Origin of the sequence: Pseudomonas helvetica (assembly GCF_039908645.1) — a bacterium.
GTDB lineage: Bacteria > Pseudomonadota > Gammaproteobacteria > Pseudomonadales > Pseudomonadaceae > Aquipseudomonas > Aquipseudomonas helvetica.
In genome coordinates, this window is the sequence record NZ_CP150917.1 from 3,767,936 (window position 1) to 3,783,897 (window position 15,962).

Here is a 15,962-nt window from a genome sequence, read left to right on the forward strand (position 1 = left end):
CCTCAGCCCGAACAGTGGAGAATAAAAAAATGGCTCTTACCCGCGAACAAATGGCTCAGCGCGTCGCCCGCGAAATGAAAGACGGCTACTACGTGAACCTCGGCATCGGCATTCCGACCCTGGTCGCCAACTACATCCCCGAAGGCATGGAAGTCATGCTGCAATCGGAAAACGGCCTGCTCGGCATGGGCGCCTTTCCGACCGACGATAAAGTCGATGCGGACATGATCAACGCCGGCAAGCAGACCGTCACCGCGCGCATTGGCGCCTCGATTTTCTCGTCTGCAGAATCCTTCGCGATGATCCGCGGCGGCCACATCGACCTCACCGTACTCGGCGCTTTTGAAGTCGACGTACACGGCAACATCGCCTCGTGGATGATCCCCGGCAAACTGGTCAAGGGCATGGGCGGCGCGATGGACCTGGTGGCCGGTGCCGACAACATCATCGTCACCATGACCCACGCCTCCAAGGACGGTGAATCGAAACTGCTGCCGTATTGCAGCCTGCCGCTGACCGGTGCCAATTGCATCAAGCGCGTGCTGACCGATCTGGCCTACCTGGAAATCGAAAACGGCGCATTCATCCTCAAGGAGCGCGCACCCGGTGTGAGCGTCGAGGAAATCGTCAGCAAGACCGCTGGTAAACTGATCGTTCCCGAGCATGTTCCGGAAATGCAGTTCGCCTGAACCGCACCTTGAGGAGAAATTCGATGCAAGACGTTGTGATTGTTGCCGCCACCCGTACCGCCATTGGCAGTTTTCAGGGTTCGCTGGCCAGCATCCCGGCACCGGAACTCGGTGCCGCGGTGATTCGTCAATTGCTCGCACAAACCGGTCTCGCGGCGGATCAGGTCGATGAAGTGATCCTCGGTCAGGTGCTGACCGCAGGCTCCGGCCAGAACCCGGCGCGCCAGGCGTCGATCCTCGCCGGCCTGCCGCACGCCGTTCCGGCACTGACCCTGAACAAGGTCTGTGGTTCGGGTCTCAAGGCGCTGCATCTGGGCGCGCAAGCGATTCGTTGTGGCGACGCCGAGGTGATCATCGCTGGCGGCATGGAAAACATGAGCCTGGCGCCGTACGTGTTGCCGGCCGCTCGCACCGGCCTGCGCATGGGCCACGCGAAAATGGTCGATAGCATGATCAGCGACGGCCTGTGGGATGCGTTCAACGACTACCACATGGGCATCACCGCCGAGAACCTGGTGGACAAGTACCACCTGACCCGTGAGGAGCAGGATGCGTTCGCCGCCGCTTCGCAACAAAAAGCCACGGCGGCTATCGCAGCCGGGCGTTTTGCCGACGAGATCACGCCGATCCTGATCCCGCAGCGCAAAGGTGAGCCGTTGTCCTTCGCGGTCGACGAACAACCGCGCGCCGAGACCACTGCCGAGTCTTTGGCCAAGCTCAAACCGGCCTTCAAGAAAGACGGCAGCGTCACCGCCGGCAATGCCTCTTCGCTCAATGACGGCGCCGCTGCGGTGTTGCTGATGAGTGCCGACAAAGCCAGGCAATTGGGCTTGCCGGTGCTGGCAAAAATCGCCGCCTATGCCAATGCCGGCGTCGACCCGGCGATCATGGGCATTGCTCCCGTTTCCGCGACCCGCCGCTGCCTCGACAAGGCCGGCTGGAGCCTCGATCAACTGGACCTGATCGAAGCCAACGAAGCCTTCGCCGCGCAGTCACTGGCGGTCGGTAAAGAGCTGGAATGGGATGCCAGCAAGGTCAACGTCAACGGTGGCGCGATTGCGTTGGGCCATCCGATTGGTGCGTCCGGTTGCCGGGTGCTGGTGTCGTTGCTGCACGAAATGATCAAGCGTGACGCCAAGAAAGGCCTCGCCACCTTGTGCATCGGTGGTGGTCAGGGCGTGGCCCTGGCGATCGAGCGGGCCTAAACCCGCAGGGGTTCAACAGTCAGCGTGCGGACCCACGATATCCGCTCGCTGACTGGCAACACACCCGGCGCGACTTCGGTGGCGCCGGGTCTTTTTTTGCCTCGCGAACACTGTTTTTCCAGGAACCCGTCCATTAAGAGAAAAGCGCGTCGAACACAAAACCTGTGGCGAGGGAGCTTGCTCCCGCTCGACTGCGAAGCGGTCGTAATCCGGCAATCGCGTTCCATCTGAATGCTCGCGGTGACTGGCTTCAGGGTCGCTTCGCGACCCAGCGGGAGCAAGCTCCCTCGCCACAATGGATCTATCACCCAAAGGTTTGATCAATCATCCAAGGGTTGCGGTGGTGCTGCCGGTTTTGCTCCTTTGCCCTTTTTTCCGCCCTTGACCGGCGCAGCCTCTACGGGTGGCGGCGCAGGTGGCGCTGCCTCTTTCTCGGCGGCTGGAAGCTGGTCAACGGTGGCGAACAGATCCTTGGCTTCGATCGGCCCGAGGTGGTCGAGTTTTTTCTCGCCGTCCTTGCCCACCAGAATGACCTTGGTCTCGCCACTGACGCCCAGTTTCAACTCGCGAATCAGCGCCATGGTGGTTTGTGCATCGAGGTCCTTGCCGTCACGTTGGCCCATGAGGTTGACCACGGTGTACAGCACCATATTGCGTTCTTTGAAGGCCTGGCTGTTGGCCGGTTCCGCCAGGGACTTTTTCAGGCTGACCAGTGTCGGGTCGATGCTGCTGGGAGCGATGACAATCAGCGGCCGGGTCCTGCCGCGTTCCTGGGCCAGGGGCGTGTCGTTGTCGGCGGCGAATAGAGGGCCGGCGACAGCGAGCAGAGTTGCAAGGGTCAGTGACCGAATGAGCATGCGCATCTCCTTTTGATTTCCACACTTTATGATTGCGCATCAAGGCGAAAGATCCAGTTCCGTCGCCTGAAATTTCTATCGCCATGCTGCGAAGCTTAGGCGAGTGGGCTTAATCCGCAACCGAATTTCGCGACACGGGTTTAGGCCATTTAGTTTGTCCAGGCTCACACCGCCAAGGCCAAAACACACGGCGCAGGTTTTTATCGCGTACTACACTTTTATTTGTCCCCCATAGGGGGGACGTTGCCAAATCCGGGTCCGTAAGCAGCGAGTTTGTCGAAGAAACCCGCCCATGACGCTGGAGACAATGGCTACTCGTAATCGTCCTGTGGGGCTCGGCCCCACAGTGACGTCATGCAGGACGACGTTTTCGCGTCCCACTCGCCCGGACATGTCGCGTGTCCGGGCATTCGCGTAGCAGACGGTTTGGCTTCACAACACGCCTGCAGTGTCGCCCTGATCATCCATCTGACTGCCGCCTGAAAGGTTGCTGCCTCTGCACACGCCCTCCTTCACCGGTGGTCTTTTTTCAGGAGGAGCAGTTATGGACGAAGCCAAACTCAATGACTTCATGGGCAAGGTGGTTTCCGACATGGGCGGCGCAGCGATGCTCGCGAACATGATCCTGGGCGATGAACTCGGTTTGTACCGGGCGATGGCCGACAGCCAGCCTGTCACCCCTGAAGAACTGGCCAGCAAGACTGGCTGCAATGCACGACTGTTGCGCGAATGGCTCAGTGCTCACGCAGCCTCTGGCTACATGGAGCACGTCGACGGAAAATTCCGCCTGCCAGAAGAACAAGCCCTGGCGCTGGCGATCGAGGACTCACCGGTTTATGTCCCGGGCGGCGCCGCAGTGATTGCCTCGTTTTACCATGACAAAGACAAACTGATCGCCGCCATGCGTGGCAATGGTGCCCTCGCCTGGGGCGATCACCACAGCTGCATGTTCAAAGGCACCGAACGCTTCTTCAGACCCGGCTACCGCGCACACCTGGTCGGCGAGTGGTTACCTGCGCTTGAAGGCGTGGTGGACAAACTGAAAGCCGGGGCCAAGGTCGCGGATGTCGGTTGCGGCCACGGCGCTTCAACGGTGGTCATGGCCAAAGCGTTCCCGGCCTCCAGTTTTGTCGGCTTCGACTATCACGCGCCATCCATCACCACTGCTACCCAACGCGCTGAAGAAGGTGGCGTGGCCGATAGTGCTCGCTTCGTTCAGAGTACCGCCAAGAACTTTCCGGGCAATGACTACGATTTGATCTGCTACTTCGATTGCCTCCACGACATGGGCGACCCGGTGGGCGCTGCCAAACACGCCTATCAGGCGCTCAAGCCCGACGGGACGGTGCTGTTGGTGGAGCCGTATGCCAATGACCGTCTCGACGAAAACGCGACCCCGGTAGGACGGCTGTTCTACGCCGCGTCAACGTTCATCTGCACGCCCAACTCGTTGTCTCAGGAAGTCGGCCTGGGGCTCGGGGCTCAAGCGGGGGAAGCACGGCTGCGGGATGTATTCACCCAGGCCGGATTCACGCATTTCCGCCGGGCAGCAGAGACACCGTTCAACCTGATTCTGGAGGCGCGGAAATAAGTGCTGTAGGTGACATCCCGTGTCAGGCGCTGAAGGAACAGCGCCCGGCCTGGATCAAAACACCAATTTGTAGCCGATGAACACCAGCATGACGGCCAGGCAAGGACGCAACACACCGTCGGAAATTTTCCCGGTCAGGTGACTGCCGATATAGATCCCCGGCAACGACCCCATCAGCAAAAAGCCCAGCAGGTGCCAATCCATATTGCCCATGCTCGCATGCCCCAGTCCCGCAACCAGGGTCAGCGGTACGGCGTGGGCGATTTCTGTGCCGACCAGGCGTTTGGTTGCCAGGAACGGGTACAGGATGAACAGCGCCACAGTTCCCAGGGCGCCGGCACCGATGGAGGTCAAAGCGACCATCGCACCGAGTATCGCGCCCGTGACGATGGTCAGCAGGTTCAGGTTCAGGTTACTGAGGTGGTAATGATCGCCCGCATGTTTTTGGGCAAACGCCAAGAGTTGGCGCTTGAAGAAAATAGCCAGCGCCGTCAGCAGCAATACAAAGCCCAACGCCTGCTTGATAACGGTATTGGTCGCGTGCGGATCCGTGTTGAGGTATTTCAGGAACAACAAGGTCATGACAACGGCGGGCACACTGCCCAACGTCAGCCAGCCGGTAATTTTCCAGTCGATGTTCCGGTGCTTTTGATGAACCAGCACACCACCGGACTTGGTGATCGCCGCGTACAGCAAATCCGTCCCCACGGCCGTGGCCGGGTTGATGCCGAACCATAGAAGGATCGGCGTCATCAACGAGCCTCCCCCCACACCGGTCATTCCGACAACGAACCCGACAACCAAGCCTGCGACTACAAAACCCAAATTACCGAAGTCCATTGCCATACCTTACAAAACCAGCGCGACGACTTAAAAATCTGGCAGTCAGCATAGCGATTTTTCTTATAACCACTTATACCAATATGATCTGACTTTATAACTTCCCGCCATCAATCGTAGCCGCCAATCCCCCTTGTGCCGTCAGGGCACTGTCTCCTTGTTGCGCCATGACCGTCTGGCTGAAACAGCAGCCTGTTTGATATTTTTATTTTCACACATTTGATTTATGAAATAAAACGTGTCATTTATACATTCCATGGACACGCAACCCGCTGCACCCCCTCGCCAGACTGGAAGGCATTCACCCCCAAACACCCTATCCACGGAGTCAACAATATGAACAAGACCGGACTTCTGGCTGCTCTGGCATTTTGCGCCGTCAGCACCCTGGCCCACGCCGACGAAGACAGCTTGCGTATCGGTATCGAAGCTGCCTACCCGCCGTTCTCCTTCAAGACCCCGGAAGGCAATATCAGCGGGTTCGACTACGACATCGGCAACGCCCTGTGCGAAGAAATGAAGATCAAATGCCAGTGGGTTATCCAGGAATTCGACGGGATGATCCCCTCGTTGAAAGTGCGCAAGATCGACGCGGTGCTGTCGTCGATGTCGATTACCGACGACCGCCTGAAGTCAGTCGACTTCAGCGAAAAGTACTACCACACCCCCGGCAAGTTCGCGGCGAAGGCCGGCCAGGCGATCAATGACCCGAAGGTCGATCTCAAAGGCAAGAAACTCGGTGTGCAACGCTCCTCCACCTACGACCGTTACGCGACCGAGCAACTGGCGCCCGCCGGCGTCGAGGTGGTGCGTTACTCCTCGCAAAATGAAGCCTTCCTGGACCTGGCCTCGGGCCGACTGGACGCCACCCTCGCCGACATCGTCAACACCAACGAGAGCTTCATCAAGACCCCGGCCGGTAACGGCTTTGCCTTGGTAGGACCGGACATCAATGACCCGAAATACTTCGGCCGGGGCGCCGGGATTGCGCTGCGCAAAGGCGATACCGCGAACGCGGCACGCCTGAACACGGCGATTGACGCGATCCGTGCCAACGGCAAGTACCAGCAGGTCATGGCCAAGTACTTCGCGTTCGATATCTACGGCGAATAAGCCTTCCTGTAACGCTGGCGTCGGTCTTGCGCCGACGCCGCTTTTCTTGCTGGTCCCGCGCGCCTGCCGGCGCTTCGGGTGAGGAACTTCATCATGCTTCACGGCTACGGATCGAGCATTCTCGATGGCGCCTGGCTGTCGATCAATCTGGCTCTGAGCTCCATGGCACTGGCCATTACCCTGGGCCTGATCGGCGCGGCGTTTCGCCTCTCGCCGCTCAAATGGTTGTCGACGCTGGGCGAAGGCTACACCACAGTGATTCGCGGTATCCCCGACCTGGTACTGATTCTGCTGATTTTCTACGGCGGCCAGGACCTGGTGAATCGCATCGCCCTCGGGCTCGGTTACACCCACTACATCGACATCAACCCGTTTGTGGCGGGTGTCTGCACCATGGGTTTCATTTTCGGTGCCTACCTCTCGGAAACCTTTCGCGGCGCCTTCATGGCGATCCCGCAAGGTCAGGCTGAAGCCGGTGCGGCCTATGGCATGAGCAGCGCCCAGGTGTTCTGGCGGATTCTGGTGCCGCAGATGATTCGCTTCGCGATCCCCGGCTTCACCAACAACTGGCTGGTGCTGACCAAATCCACGGCGTTGATATCGGTGATCGGCCTGCAGGACATGATGTTCAAGGCCAAGAACGCTGCCGACGCGACCCACGAACCCTTTACGTTTTTCCTCGCGGTGGCGGCGCTGTACCTGGTGCTGACCAGCGTCTCGTTGCTGGTGCTGCGCGCATTGGAAAAACACTACTCGGTCGGCATCAAAGCCGCCGTTCTGTGAGTGGGAGCGAACCGACCATGCTCGACTACAACCTGATCTGGGAAAACCTGCCGCTGTATTTCAGTGGCGCGTTATTGACCCTCAAAGTACTGCTGATTTCCCTGGCTTTTGGCCTGATGTTGGCCATTCCACTGGCATTGATGCGCGTCTCCCGCTCGCCGCTGATTAACTTCCCGGCCTGGCTCTACACCTACGCCATTCGTGGCACGCCGATGCTGGTACAGCTGTTTTTGATCTATTACGGCCTGGCGCAGTTCGAAGCGGTACGCCAAAGCGTGCTCTGGCCGTACCTGTCCAGCGCGACCTTTTGCGCCTGCCTGGCCTTTGCGATCAACACCAGTGCCTACAGCGCAGAGCTGCTGGCCGGCAGTCTGAAGTCCACCCCCAACGGCGAGATCGAAGCCGCCAAGGCGATGGGCATGTCACGCCCGACCCTGTACCGCCGCATTCTGCTGCCGTCGGCCCTGCGCCGGGCGTTGCCGCAGTACAGCAATGAAGTGCTGATGATGCTGCAAACCACCAGCCTCGCGTCGATCGTCACCCTGGTCGACATCACTGGTGCGGCGCGCACGGTCAGCTCGCGGTTCTACCTGCCGTTCGAAGCGTTCATCACTGCCGGCCTGATCTACCTGGCCCTGACCTTCATTCTCGTGCGCCTGTTCAAGCTCGCCGAACGTCACTGGCTGGCGTACCTGGCCCCACGCAAGCACTAAGGAAGTCCCATGGAACACATCCACTACGTTTTGCCCTGGAGCGCCTGCGGCACTGAACGCACGCTGTCGCTGTTTCGATTTGGCAGCGGCTCGCGCAAGGCCTACATCCAGGCATCGCTGCATGCCGACGAACTGCCTGGCATGCGCGTCGCCGTCGAACTCAAGCGCCGTCTGCGCGAGCTGGAATTACAAGGCCGCCTGACCGGCGTGATCGAACTGGTGCCGATGGCCAATCCGATCGGTATCGGGCAAATGTTCCAGGCCACCCATCAGGGACGCTTCGAATTCAACAGCGGCAAGAACTTCAACCGTGACTTCCCGGAACTGGCCGAAGCCGTGGCCGTGCAGTTGAAGGGCCAGCTGGGCGAGGATGCCGAGGCCAACGTGGCGCTGATCCGGCGTGCCATGATTGAAGTCATTGCCGACATGCCGCTGGCCGAATCGGAACTCGACGGCCTGCGCCGCCTGCTGTTGCAGCACGCCTGCGACGCCGATGTGGTGCTGGACCTGCACTGCGATTTCGAGTCGATCATGTTGCTGTACGCCCTGCCGCAAAACTGGCCGCGCCTGCGTTCACTGGCCGCACGCCTGAACGCTGAAGCCGTTCTGCTGGCCGAGGACGCTGGCGGCAATGCCTTCGATGAAGCCTGCGCGATCCCCTGGTTACGCCTGGCCGAGCTGTTCCCGCTGGCGAACATTCCGCTGGCCTGCGTGGCGACCACCATCGAACTGCGCGGCATGGCCGACACCGAACGCGAGCCGTGCATGGCCAGTGCCGAGCAAATCCTCGGCTACCTGGCCGAACAGGGCCTGATCAGCGGCGACTGGCCAGACGCGCCGGCCACTTGCTGCGATGCGACTCCTTTTGCCGGCGCGCAATACGCCTATGCGCCACACCCCGGTGTGGTGAGTTTTCTGCAACCGTTGGGTGCCCGGGTCTCGGTCGGCGACCCGCTGTTCGAAGTGCTCGACCCGCTGACCGATCGCCACAGCGTGGTGAAAGCCAGCACCGACGGCATCCTTTATGCCCGCGAACGCCTGCGCTTTGCCCAACCGGGCTTGTGGCTGGCCAAGGTCGCAGGCTCTACCCCCATTCGCCAGGGTCGCTTGCTCAGCGACTGACTCAAGAGAACCGACACCATGAACACACTTGAAATTCAGGACCTGCACAAACGCTACGGCACCCACGAAGTGCTCAAGGGCGTGTCCCTGGAAGCCAAAGCCGGCGACGTGATCAGCATCATCGGCTCCAGTGGCTCGGGTAAAAGCACCTTCCTGCGCTGCATCAACCTGCTGGAGCAACCCAACTCGGGCAACATCCTGCTCAATGGCGAGCAGTTGAAACTGGTCGCCAACAAGACCGGTGGGCTCAAGGCCGCCGAGCCCAAACAGCTGCAACGCATGCGCTCGCGGCTGGCAATGGTGTTTCAGCATTTCAACCTCTGGTCGCACATGAGCGCCCTTGAAAACGTCATGGAAGCGCCGGTGCATGTGCTTGGCCTGGACAAGAAACTCGCCCGGGAAAAGGCCGAGCACTACCTGAACAAGGTCGGCGTGGCCCATCGCATGGGCGCTTATCCGGCGCACATGTCGGGTGGCGAACAGCAGCGCGTGGCGATTGCTCGTGCGCTGGCGATGGAGCCGGAAGTGATGTTGTTCGATGAACCGACCTCGGCCCTCGACCCGGAGCTGGTCGGTGAAGTGCTTAAAGTCATGCAGGACCTGGCCCTGGAAGGCCGGACCATGGTGGTGGTAACCCACGAAATGGGCTTTGCCCGGGAGGTGTCGAACCAACTGGTGTTCCTGCACAAAGGTCAGGTCGAAGAGCGTGGCAACCCGCGTGAAGTGCTGGTCAACCCACAGTCCGAGCGCCTCCAGCAGTTCTTGGCCGGCAGCCTGAAGTAAGCCGCTTGCCGACCGTTCCGGGTGCTGCACGCCAACGGTCGGCTTCGGATACACTGGCGCGCACTCATGTCAGGGACCAGACCTGGTCCCTTCCAACCTCCTGCGGATGTTGAGCCGGTTATGCCTACTCCTTCGAAAAACACCACGGTCTACGCCGCGCCGGTCATGCGCAAACTGGCAGAAATTCTTGCCGACTTGCAGCCATCGCTGCGCAAGGTGGCAGACTTCATCCTGCGTCATCCGCTGAAAGCCGCGACACTGACCATCGAAGAGATGGCCCATGAAACCGCCACCTCACCGGCGGCGGTCAACCGTCTGGCCAAGGCGTTGGACCTGGGCGGTTACAGCGGCATGAAAGCCGAGCTGGTCGCGACCTTGCAGCAGATGGTCTCCCCGGTGGACAAACTGCGTAACGAGCTGGCGCACCGCCCCGGTGGTGCGTTCGGGCTGCACGAGCAAATCCAGAGCGCCACCAGCAACCTCGGCACCGCCGGCACCAACAATCACCCCGACACCTTCGAAGCCGTGGTCACCTGCCTGATCGAGGCGCGCAAGATCTACATCCTCGGGTTTGGCAACAGTGTCTACATGGCTGGTCTCGCGGCCTCGACACTGATGCCGTTCTGCGCCGACGCCACGGCGATCAGCATGGAAGGCGGCAACGAAAACGCCGCCTATCGACTGGCTGCGATTACCGATCAGGACGTGCTGCTGGCGATCTCGCTGCCGCGCTATTCCCTCGACACCCTGCAGCTGTCGCGCTTTGCCCATGAGCGTGGCGCGACGGTATTGGCGATCACCGACTCGCCCGCCTCGCCCTTGACCCACATTGCTCAGCACGTGCTGTTTGCACCGGCCGACCACCCGGTGCTGACCAGTTCCAACATTGCGGTACTGGCGCTGATCGAAGGCCTGGTTGCCGGCGTGATGGCGCGTAATAAAGAAGCGGTGAAGCTGGCGACCGAACTCACTGAAAGCGTGATGAATTACCTGCACATTCCCGGCAGCAGCAAAACCCCGAAAAAGTGAGACGGTGGGTCACAGCCACCAGCGCAGCAGGAAAAAGAAGCCCATGCTCAGCAGCATGCTAATTAGGGTACTGCGGGTGTAGAGCACCAGGCCGATGGCGACCAGTGAACTGATCAGGTACGGATTGTCGTACTGCAGATTCAGTTGATGGTCGGGCATGAACACAATCGGCCCGCAGATCGCCGTGAGCATGCCCGGCACCGCAAACCCGAGAAATTGCCGCGCGTTGCTGCTCAGGCGCACGGGCAACCGTGGTTCAAGGAACACATAGCGGTTGAGAAAAACCAGCATGCCCATTCCGAAAATAACCGCCCAGACCATCATGTGCGCGCTCCATAAAACTTGTTGCAGACAAACCCGGCACTCATCCCCAGCAAGCCGGCCAGCACCAACGCCGAGCCCAAGTGCCAATAATTGAAGAGCACCGAGCAGAACAGCGAAACCGCCACGCAGACGACCGTCGGAACGTTGCGCACCACGGGGGTGATCAACGCGATAAACGTGGCCGCGATGGAAAAATCCAGTCCCAGGCGTTCAAGGCCCGGAATGCTGCTGCCCAGCACAATCCCGGCGAGGGTGAAGAGGTTCCATGCCACATAAAAGGTCAGGCCCACCCCGAGGGCGTACCAGCGATTGAACTGCCGTTGGTCAAATTGACTGGTCAGCGCGAACAGCTCGTCGGTGAGCAAAAAGCCCAGCCCTACCCGCCAGCGACCCGGCAACGGCGAAACCACCGGACGCATGCTCATGCCGTACAGCAGGTGTTGCGAGGTCAGCAGCAAGGTGGTCAGCAGAATAGAGAAAATCCCGGCGCCGCCCTTGAGCATCCCGATCGCGACCAACTGCGCAGCACCCGCAAAGACGATGCTCGACAAGCCCTGGCCTTGCAGTGGAGTGAGGTTGGCCTCAATGGCCATCGAACCCGCCAACAGCCCCCATGGCGCAGTCGCCAGGGACAAGGGCATGATGGCAGCGGCACCGCGCAAGAAAGCACTGCGCGGCAATAGATTGTCAGACATAGCGCTCTACAACGAAGGAAAGGTTGCCAACTGTGTCAGCCGATCAACCTCCTGTCTTGAACAATCTTGCGTAATTGCACATCCAGGCGCAGGCAGGTGATTGAGCACTGACCGGTAAAAAGTACTGCTCGATAAACATGGCAGCGACAGGAGATGGTCTATTTTTAATGGGTGTCGACTTCGGGTCGTTTGAGTGCAGGTGAACCTTATCGCCGGATGGCCGGTCGATAGGTGCAGCCCAGCCAGGTTGCCGGTGACCCCGTCGGTGGTAGCAACTGGCCCGTTTTATTCGCTGGAGAACGCTCCCTTGATAACGACCCGACGCATGGCCACGCTTAAAGCCTGGGGCGCCCACGGTTTTACCGCAACCGGCGTGGTGACCGCCTTCCTGGCGACCCTCGCCTTGTTCGATAACCAGCCCAGGGCCTGCCTGCTGTGGCTGGGCGTGGCGCTGATCGTCGACGGTGTGGACGGCGCGCTGGCGCGCAAGGTGAATGTGCAAACGGTACTGCCGCATCTCGACGGCTCCATACTGGATCTGGTCATCGACTACCTGACCTACGTGTTCATCCCGGCCCTGTTCATCTACCGTTACATCGACTTGCCAGCCTACACCCCGCTGCTGACCACCTCGGTGATCCTGGTCTCGTCGCTCTATTGCTTCTGCAACGTCAACATGAAGAGCAAGGACAATTACTTCCAGGGTTTCCCCGCTGCGTGGAACGTCGTCACCCTGTGCCTCTACATCATTGCGCCGACACCCTGGCTGACGCTGCTGACCATTATCGGCCTGGCGCTGTTGACGGTGACCCGGATGAAGTTCCTGCACCCGTTTCGCGTGCGGCGGTTCATGCCGATCAACATTGCCGTGACGTCCATCTGGTTGCTGTGCAGCCTGTCACTGATCCTCAACCATCCGACCGCCAACCCTTGGGTCATGGGGCTGTGGCTGGCGATGTCAGCTTACTTTCTGGGGATCTGTATCTGCCGCTCGGCCGCAGACTGGCTTGAGCGCACTCACCATTAATGGAGGCATGAATGCCTATCCATATCGTGCAACTGGGCACGCCCCGTACACCCCATGAAGGGCTGCGCCTGGGCACAGTCCGTCGCCCACCGCGCGGCGTTCCGAAAGCCGAATTCGCCAGCCGCGACTTCTACGACACCTGGCTCCCCGCCCTGTCGCCCAGCGCGGAGCTGGTAACAGAAGCCAAAGCCGCGGAAGACGAAAAAGACTGGGAAGCCTTTCGACGTAAATTCAAGGCCGAAATGAACCACCCTGCCCCCAGCCAACTGCTGGATTTGTTGGCCGCCCTGTCTCATCAAACGTCACTGGCCATCGGCTGCTACTGCAAGGAAGAACGCCACTGCCATCGCTCGGTGTTGCGGGAGCTGTTGATTGCTCGCGGGGCACAGGTTGCAGCGCTTGAAGAGGTGTAGTTGGGTGTTTGCTTCGAGGGGCGTTGGCGGCGGGATGTGAGCGGCAGAGTTCGGATGTGGATTCAACCGGTCGATGGGAGATGTATCCAGGCGAGACAGTTGAAGAGCATCTGTCGGCAACCCGGACGACGGCAAGCGATACGCTACACTTTCCTGGCTCCGCCGCGGCACCTGAGGTGCCAAACCCTCGTCTCCTGATCTGGAGGTATCCAATGAGCGCTAACAACATACTCACTTCCTTCACCGGCTGGGCCGCGACGGCGGCCGGCGCGCCACTGGAGCGCTATAGCTACGATCCTGGTCCATTGGGGGAAGAGGAGGTAGAAGTCGCCGTGGAGTATTGCGGCGTCTGCCACTCCGACCAGTCGCTGATCGATAACGAATGGGGCATCAGCCAGTATCCCTTCATCCCCGGCCACGAGGTGGTCGGCAGTATCGTGCGAGTCGGCACACAGGTACGCGGTCTCGAGGTGGGGCAACGGGTGGGCATTGGTTGGTACAAGGGCAGTTGCATGCATTGCTCCTCGTGTATCGGAGGCTCCCATCATCTGTGCGGCACCGTCAAACCCACCATAGTCGGCAGCAACGGCGGCTTCGCCGACCGCCTGCGTTCGCACTGGGCCTGGACCCTTCCAATACCGAGCGGACTCGACCCGGCCATGGCAGGCCCGCTATTCTGCGCCGGCTCGACGGTGTTCAACCCTCTGGTGGAATTCGACGTCAAGCCCACCGACCGGGTCGGCGTGGTGGGCATCGGCGGCCTCGGTCATCTGGCACTACGCTTCCTCAACGCCTGGGGCTGCGAAGTCACGGCCTTTACCTCGTCATTGAGCAAGCAGGACGAAGCCAGGCGCCTGGGCGCGCACAACGTAGTCGCCTCGACCGACAGTAACGCGCTGAAGTCCATCGCCGATACTTTGGATTTCCTGCTGGTCACCGCCAACGCCGACCTCGACTGGCCAGCCATGCTCGGAACCCTGCGCGGCAAGGGCCGCCTGCATTTTGTTGGCGCCGTGCCTGGCGCGATTCCAGTGCACGTGTTCAATCTGCTTCCCCAACAAAAGAGCCTGTCCGCCTCGCCGGTCGGCTCGCCCAGTACCACAGCGACCATGCTGGAATTCTGCGTACGCCATCAAATCCTGCCGCAGGTCGAGCACTTCCCCATGAGCCGAGTCAACGAAGCCATCGATCACCTGCGCAGTGGCAAGGCTCGTTATCGCATCGTGCTGGATGCCAGTAAATGACTGAATGGCGCGTGGGGTGACGCCCGTACGCGCCTTTAAACTGCGCTCCCCCCTTCACTGGCTCGAACGGAGAAGGCGCCGACCTCTCCGTTTGCCTCGCATAGTTCATCAGTGGATGGTTTGGGATCATCGAGAAACTTTGGGGGGTGTAAAAAACTAAAGGGGGGAAGCTATGGTTTAAGACGCGTTTTGTCTCGCGAGAGACATCCGCTTTGGGTCGGTTACATCCCCTCGCGACAGGCAGCAATCGGCCATTAGTTGCCCCCCTAAAGCGCAGATATCGGCCAGGAGCAGACATTCGAACCGCTGACCAATACACTGCCGCGACAATCGTACTCAAAAAATTTTGTGCAAATGTTCACACAAGAAGAAGGGTTTCAAATGAGTCTTGATCTGTGCTTGGAAGCGGATAGTACACTCACAGCCCCGATACTGGGGAAAGCCTTAAACAATGCTGGTGCCTGGGAAATCATCGTTGCTGGCGACAGATTGGAAGCTACCTTTATCTCGGGACTAACGTTGAGTACCGATGGCGTAACCACGGACTCTAGGATTTATGCTGAGAATACGAAGGGCATCGACTTCCGTGTTGCTATGCGTTGTAGCATCAGAATCAAAGGCCCCGAGCCGGAGGGGCAGTCTGCTATGGAAGATCTGGACAAAATAGCCCAATCCATCGCTCAGATGTGCTCGTCCCTCTTCCTGATAAGCTTCCAGCTCGAAGAAACATTGTACTGGCGGGACGCAGCGGGGCTGCATCGTCCTGGATGCCAGAGCCTCCAAAAACAATGACGAATCTACCTGGACGCACTCTGTCTACTACTGGGCATTTGCTGCACATCTCAACGAAATGGCTATTAGCTGCTTTTCGCGATGGGCCGTTTTAGATCGGTTCCGGCCTGTCTCGACCGCAATAAAACGGTAAAAAAGCAGATGCTTGAATATGAAGCAGTTAAATCCAGAATATTTACTAAAAGAAAATGTACATGAAGAAGCTAAGTAATGATTTCAGTGGAGCACTCCGATCGTTTGCGTACTTCATGGCAAGTGGAAGCCACTACATGCTTGAAAACGTGGAGTACCTCGACATTTATGGCTCTGAGCCGAGTGCAATTGAGATGGTCTTCGCGATATTCGCGAACGTAATAGAGATGGACAGTGAAGGCAAGGTGCTAAATTTCACCTACGCCCAAAGAAGAGCGACTGACTACTTAAGGTCATACTGCGACCCATCGTTCAAAGTAACGCCGCCTCTTGAAGACTGGGAAACTGAGCTCTATGGACCGCCCTCACTCGAACACTAAGAAATGGCTTTAGCTCGCAGACACGAGGGACCGGAAAGGGTCCAGAGTGTGTAAAAACGCTTCACCAAAATTGAAGTATGCGCATCTACGTTAAATCTGAAATTTATCGGTACGTCAGCAGATATGGATTTCGCGTAGAGGCGCGATTTCCAGTCCGTTTTTTGTACCTGTCGCGCTGAAAAACATTTTTACACAGCCTCGGCCGATAGCTGCCTGCCATAAAAATGCGC

The 15,962-nt window shown here is 59.2% G+C and carries 18 protein-coding genes; 14 read left to right on the top strand and 4 right to left on the bottom strand.

From position 1 onward, the window contains the following. Nucleotides 1-29 precede the first annotated feature (29 nt). The gene (locus tag AABM55_RS17360) at nt 30-689 is read left to right on the top strand and encodes a CoA transferase subunit B (protein ID WP_054597885.1); all 660 of its coding nucleotides are present in this window, start codon (nt 30-32) and stop codon (nt 687-689) included. A 23-nt stretch (nt 690-712) separates the two neighbouring features. Then, a complete protein-coding gene (locus tag AABM55_RS17365; RefSeq protein WP_347927097.1) occupies nt 713-1,894 on the top strand; it encodes an acetyl-CoA C-acetyltransferase in 1,182 nt (393 codons plus the stop codon). Nucleotides 1,895-2,214: 320 nt separating this feature from the next. On the opposite strand, the gene AABM55_RS17370 is transcribed toward AABM55_RS17365, so the two are convergent. After that, the gene (locus tag AABM55_RS17370) at nt 2,215-2,751 is read right to left on the bottom strand and encodes a DUF4174 domain-containing protein (RefSeq protein WP_103317253.1); all 537 of its coding nucleotides are present in this window, start codon (nt 2,749-2,751) and stop codon (nt 2,215-2,217) included. A gap of 544 nt (nt 2,752-3,295) precedes the next feature. Here AABM55_RS17370 and AABM55_RS17375 point away from each other — a divergent pair. After that, nucleotides 3,296-4,342, top strand: a complete 1,047-nt coding sequence (locus AABM55_RS17375; protein WP_347927098.1) for a class I SAM-dependent methyltransferase — start codon at nt 3,296-3,298, stop codon at nt 4,340-4,342. Nucleotides 4,343-4,396: 54 nt separating this feature from the next. Here the strand turns inward: AABM55_RS17375 and AABM55_RS17380 are convergent, their stop codons facing one another. Continuing rightward, a complete protein-coding gene (locus AABM55_RS17380) occupies nt 4,397-5,182 on the bottom strand; it encodes a sulfite exporter TauE/SafE family protein (protein WP_347927099.1) in 786 nt (261 codons plus the stop codon). A gap of 336 nt (nt 5,183-5,518) precedes the next feature. Between AABM55_RS17380 and AABM55_RS17385 the strand changes: the two genes are divergently transcribed. From AABM55_RS17385 to AABM55_RS17410, 6 genes are all read left to right on the top strand, one after another. After that, entirely contained in the window at nt 5,519-6,295 is a 777-nt protein-coding gene (locus AABM55_RS17385; protein WP_019689781.1) for an ABC transporter substrate-binding protein, read from the top strand. 93 nt (nt 6,296-6,388) lie between these two features. Then, complete coding sequence (locus AABM55_RS17390; protein WP_103317257.1) at nt 6,389-7,078, top strand: ABC transporter permease; 690 nt, start codon at nt 6,389-6,391, stop codon at nt 7,076-7,078. A gap of 17 nt (nt 7,079-7,095) precedes the next feature. Continuing rightward, nucleotides 7,096-7,791 (top strand): ABC transporter permease, encoded by a 696-nt coding sequence (locus tag AABM55_RS17395; protein ID WP_347927100.1) that lies wholly within the window; start codon nt 7,096-7,098, stop codon nt 7,789-7,791. A 9-nt stretch (nt 7,792-7,800) separates the two neighbouring features. Further along, complete coding sequence (locus AABM55_RS17400) at nt 7,801-8,913, top strand: succinylglutamate desuccinylase/aspartoacylase family protein (protein ID WP_347927101.1); 1,113 nt, start codon at nt 7,801-7,803, stop codon at nt 8,911-8,913. Nucleotides 8,914-8,931: 18 nt separating this feature from the next. After that, a complete protein-coding gene (locus tag AABM55_RS17405; RefSeq protein ID WP_019689777.1) occupies nt 8,932-9,696 on the top strand; it encodes an ABC transporter ATP-binding protein in 765 nt (254 codons plus the stop codon). A 120-nt stretch (nt 9,697-9,816) separates the two neighbouring features. Continuing rightward, nucleotides 9,817-10,725 (top strand): MurR/RpiR family transcriptional regulator, encoded by a 909-nt coding sequence (locus tag AABM55_RS17410; RefSeq protein ID WP_347927102.1) that lies wholly within the window; start codon nt 9,817-9,819, stop codon nt 10,723-10,725. A 9-nt stretch (nt 10,726-10,734) separates the two neighbouring features. Here AABM55_RS17410 and AABM55_RS17415 read toward each other — a convergent pair whose 3' ends face one another. Continuing rightward, nucleotides 10,735-11,046 (bottom strand): AzlD domain-containing protein, encoded by a 312-nt coding sequence (locus AABM55_RS17415; RefSeq protein WP_162491294.1) that lies wholly within the window; start codon nt 11,044-11,046, stop codon nt 10,735-10,737. Beyond that, on the bottom strand, nt 11,046-11,744 hold the full coding sequence (locus AABM55_RS17420; protein WP_054597896.1) for an AzlC family ABC transporter permease: 699 nt from the start codon (nt 11,742-11,744) through the stop codon (nt 11,046-11,048). The genes AABM55_RS17415 and AABM55_RS17420 overlap by 1 nt, the downstream gene beginning before the upstream one ends. A gap of 307 nt (nt 11,745-12,051) precedes the next feature. On the opposite strand from AABM55_RS17420, the gene pcsA reads away from it, so the two are divergent. From pcsA to AABM55_RS17445, 5 genes are all read left to right on the top strand, one after another. Continuing rightward, nucleotides 12,052-12,771 carry a phosphatidylcholine synthase gene (pcsA, locus tag AABM55_RS17425; RefSeq protein ID WP_347927103.1) on the top strand — a complete coding sequence of 240 codons (720 nt, stop codon included), beginning with the start codon at nt 12,052-12,054 and terminating at the stop codon, nt 12,769-12,771. Nucleotides 12,772-12,782: 11 nt separating this feature from the next. Continuing rightward, on the top strand, nt 12,783-13,184 hold the full coding sequence (locus tag AABM55_RS17430; protein WP_347927104.1) for a DUF488 family protein: 402 nt from the start codon (nt 12,783-12,785) through the stop codon (nt 13,182-13,184). Nucleotides 13,185-13,396: 212 nt separating this feature from the next. Then, on the top strand, nt 13,397-14,428 hold the full coding sequence (locus AABM55_RS17435; RefSeq protein WP_347927105.1) for an NAD(P)-dependent alcohol dehydrogenase: 1,032 nt from the start codon (nt 13,397-13,399) through the stop codon (nt 14,426-14,428). A 381-nt stretch (nt 14,429-14,809) separates the two neighbouring features. Continuing rightward, nucleotides 14,810-15,220 (top strand): hypothetical protein, encoded by a 411-nt coding sequence (locus AABM55_RS17440; RefSeq protein WP_054597901.1) that lies wholly within the window; start codon nt 14,810-14,812, stop codon nt 15,218-15,220. 194 nt (nt 15,221-15,414) lie between these two features. Continuing rightward, nucleotides 15,415-15,732: a hypothetical protein gene (locus tag AABM55_RS17445; RefSeq protein WP_347927106.1), complete on the top strand. Its 318-nt coding sequence runs from the start codon at nt 15,415-15,417 to the stop codon at nt 15,730-15,732. Nucleotides 15,733-15,962 lie beyond the last annotated feature (230 nt).

Bases quoted from the DNA above. Each gene is read 5' to 3' on its own strand.
- AABM55_RS17360 (WP_054597885.1), top strand. From the start codon at position 30: ATGGCTCTTACCCGCGAACAAATGGCTCAGCGCGTCGCCCGCGAAATG.
- AABM55_RS17445 (WP_347927106.1), top strand. From the start codon at position 15,415: ATGAAGAAGCTAAGTAATGATTTCAGTGGAGCACTCCGATCGTTTGCG.
- AABM55_RS17375 (WP_347927098.1), top strand. From the start codon at position 3,296: ATGGACGAAGCCAAACTCAATGACTTCATGGGCAAGGTGGTTTCCGAC.
- AABM55_RS17380 (WP_347927099.1), bottom strand. From the start codon at position 5,182: ATGGACTTCGGTAATTTGGGTTTTGTAGTCGCAGGCTTGGTTGTCGGG.
- AABM55_RS17430 (WP_347927104.1), top strand. From the start codon at position 12,783: ATGCCTATCCATATCGTGCAACTGGGCACGCCCCGTACACCCCATGAA.
- AABM55_RS17400 (WP_347927101.1), top strand. From the start codon at position 7,801: ATGGAACACATCCACTACGTTTTGCCCTGGAGCGCCTGCGGCACTGAA.
- AABM55_RS17415 (WP_162491294.1), bottom strand. From the start codon at position 11,046: ATGGTCTGGGCGGTTATTTTCGGAATGGGCATGCTGGTTTTTCTCAAC.
- AABM55_RS17395 (WP_347927100.1), top strand. From the start codon at position 7,096: ATGCTCGACTACAACCTGATCTGGGAAAACCTGCCGCTGTATTTCAGT.
- AABM55_RS17385 (WP_019689781.1), top strand. From the start codon at position 5,519: ATGAACAAGACCGGACTTCTGGCTGCTCTGGCATTTTGCGCCGTCAGC.
- AABM55_RS17390 (WP_103317257.1), top strand. From the start codon at position 6,389: ATGCTTCACGGCTACGGATCGAGCATTCTCGATGGCGCCTGGCTGTCG.
- AABM55_RS17370 (WP_103317253.1), bottom strand. From the start codon at position 2,751: ATGCTCATTCGGTCACTGACCCTTGCAACTCTGCTCGCTGTCGCCGGC.
- AABM55_RS17420 (WP_054597896.1), bottom strand. From the start codon at position 11,744: ATGTCTGACAATCTATTGCCGCGCAGTGCTTTCTTGCGCGGTGCCGCT.
- AABM55_RS17405 (WP_019689777.1), top strand. From the start codon at position 8,932: ATGAACACACTTGAAATTCAGGACCTGCACAAACGCTACGGCACCCAC.
- AABM55_RS17435 (WP_347927105.1), top strand. From the start codon at position 13,397: ATGAGCGCTAACAACATACTCACTTCCTTCACCGGCTGGGCCGCGACG.
- AABM55_RS17365 (WP_347927097.1), top strand. From the start codon at position 713: ATGCAAGACGTTGTGATTGTTGCCGCCACCCGTACCGCCATTGGCAGT.
- AABM55_RS17410 (WP_347927102.1), top strand. From the start codon at position 9,817: ATGCCTACTCCTTCGAAAAACACCACGGTCTACGCCGCGCCGGTCATG.
- AABM55_RS17440 (WP_054597901.1), top strand. From the start codon at position 14,810: ATGAGTCTTGATCTGTGCTTGGAAGCGGATAGTACACTCACAGCCCCG.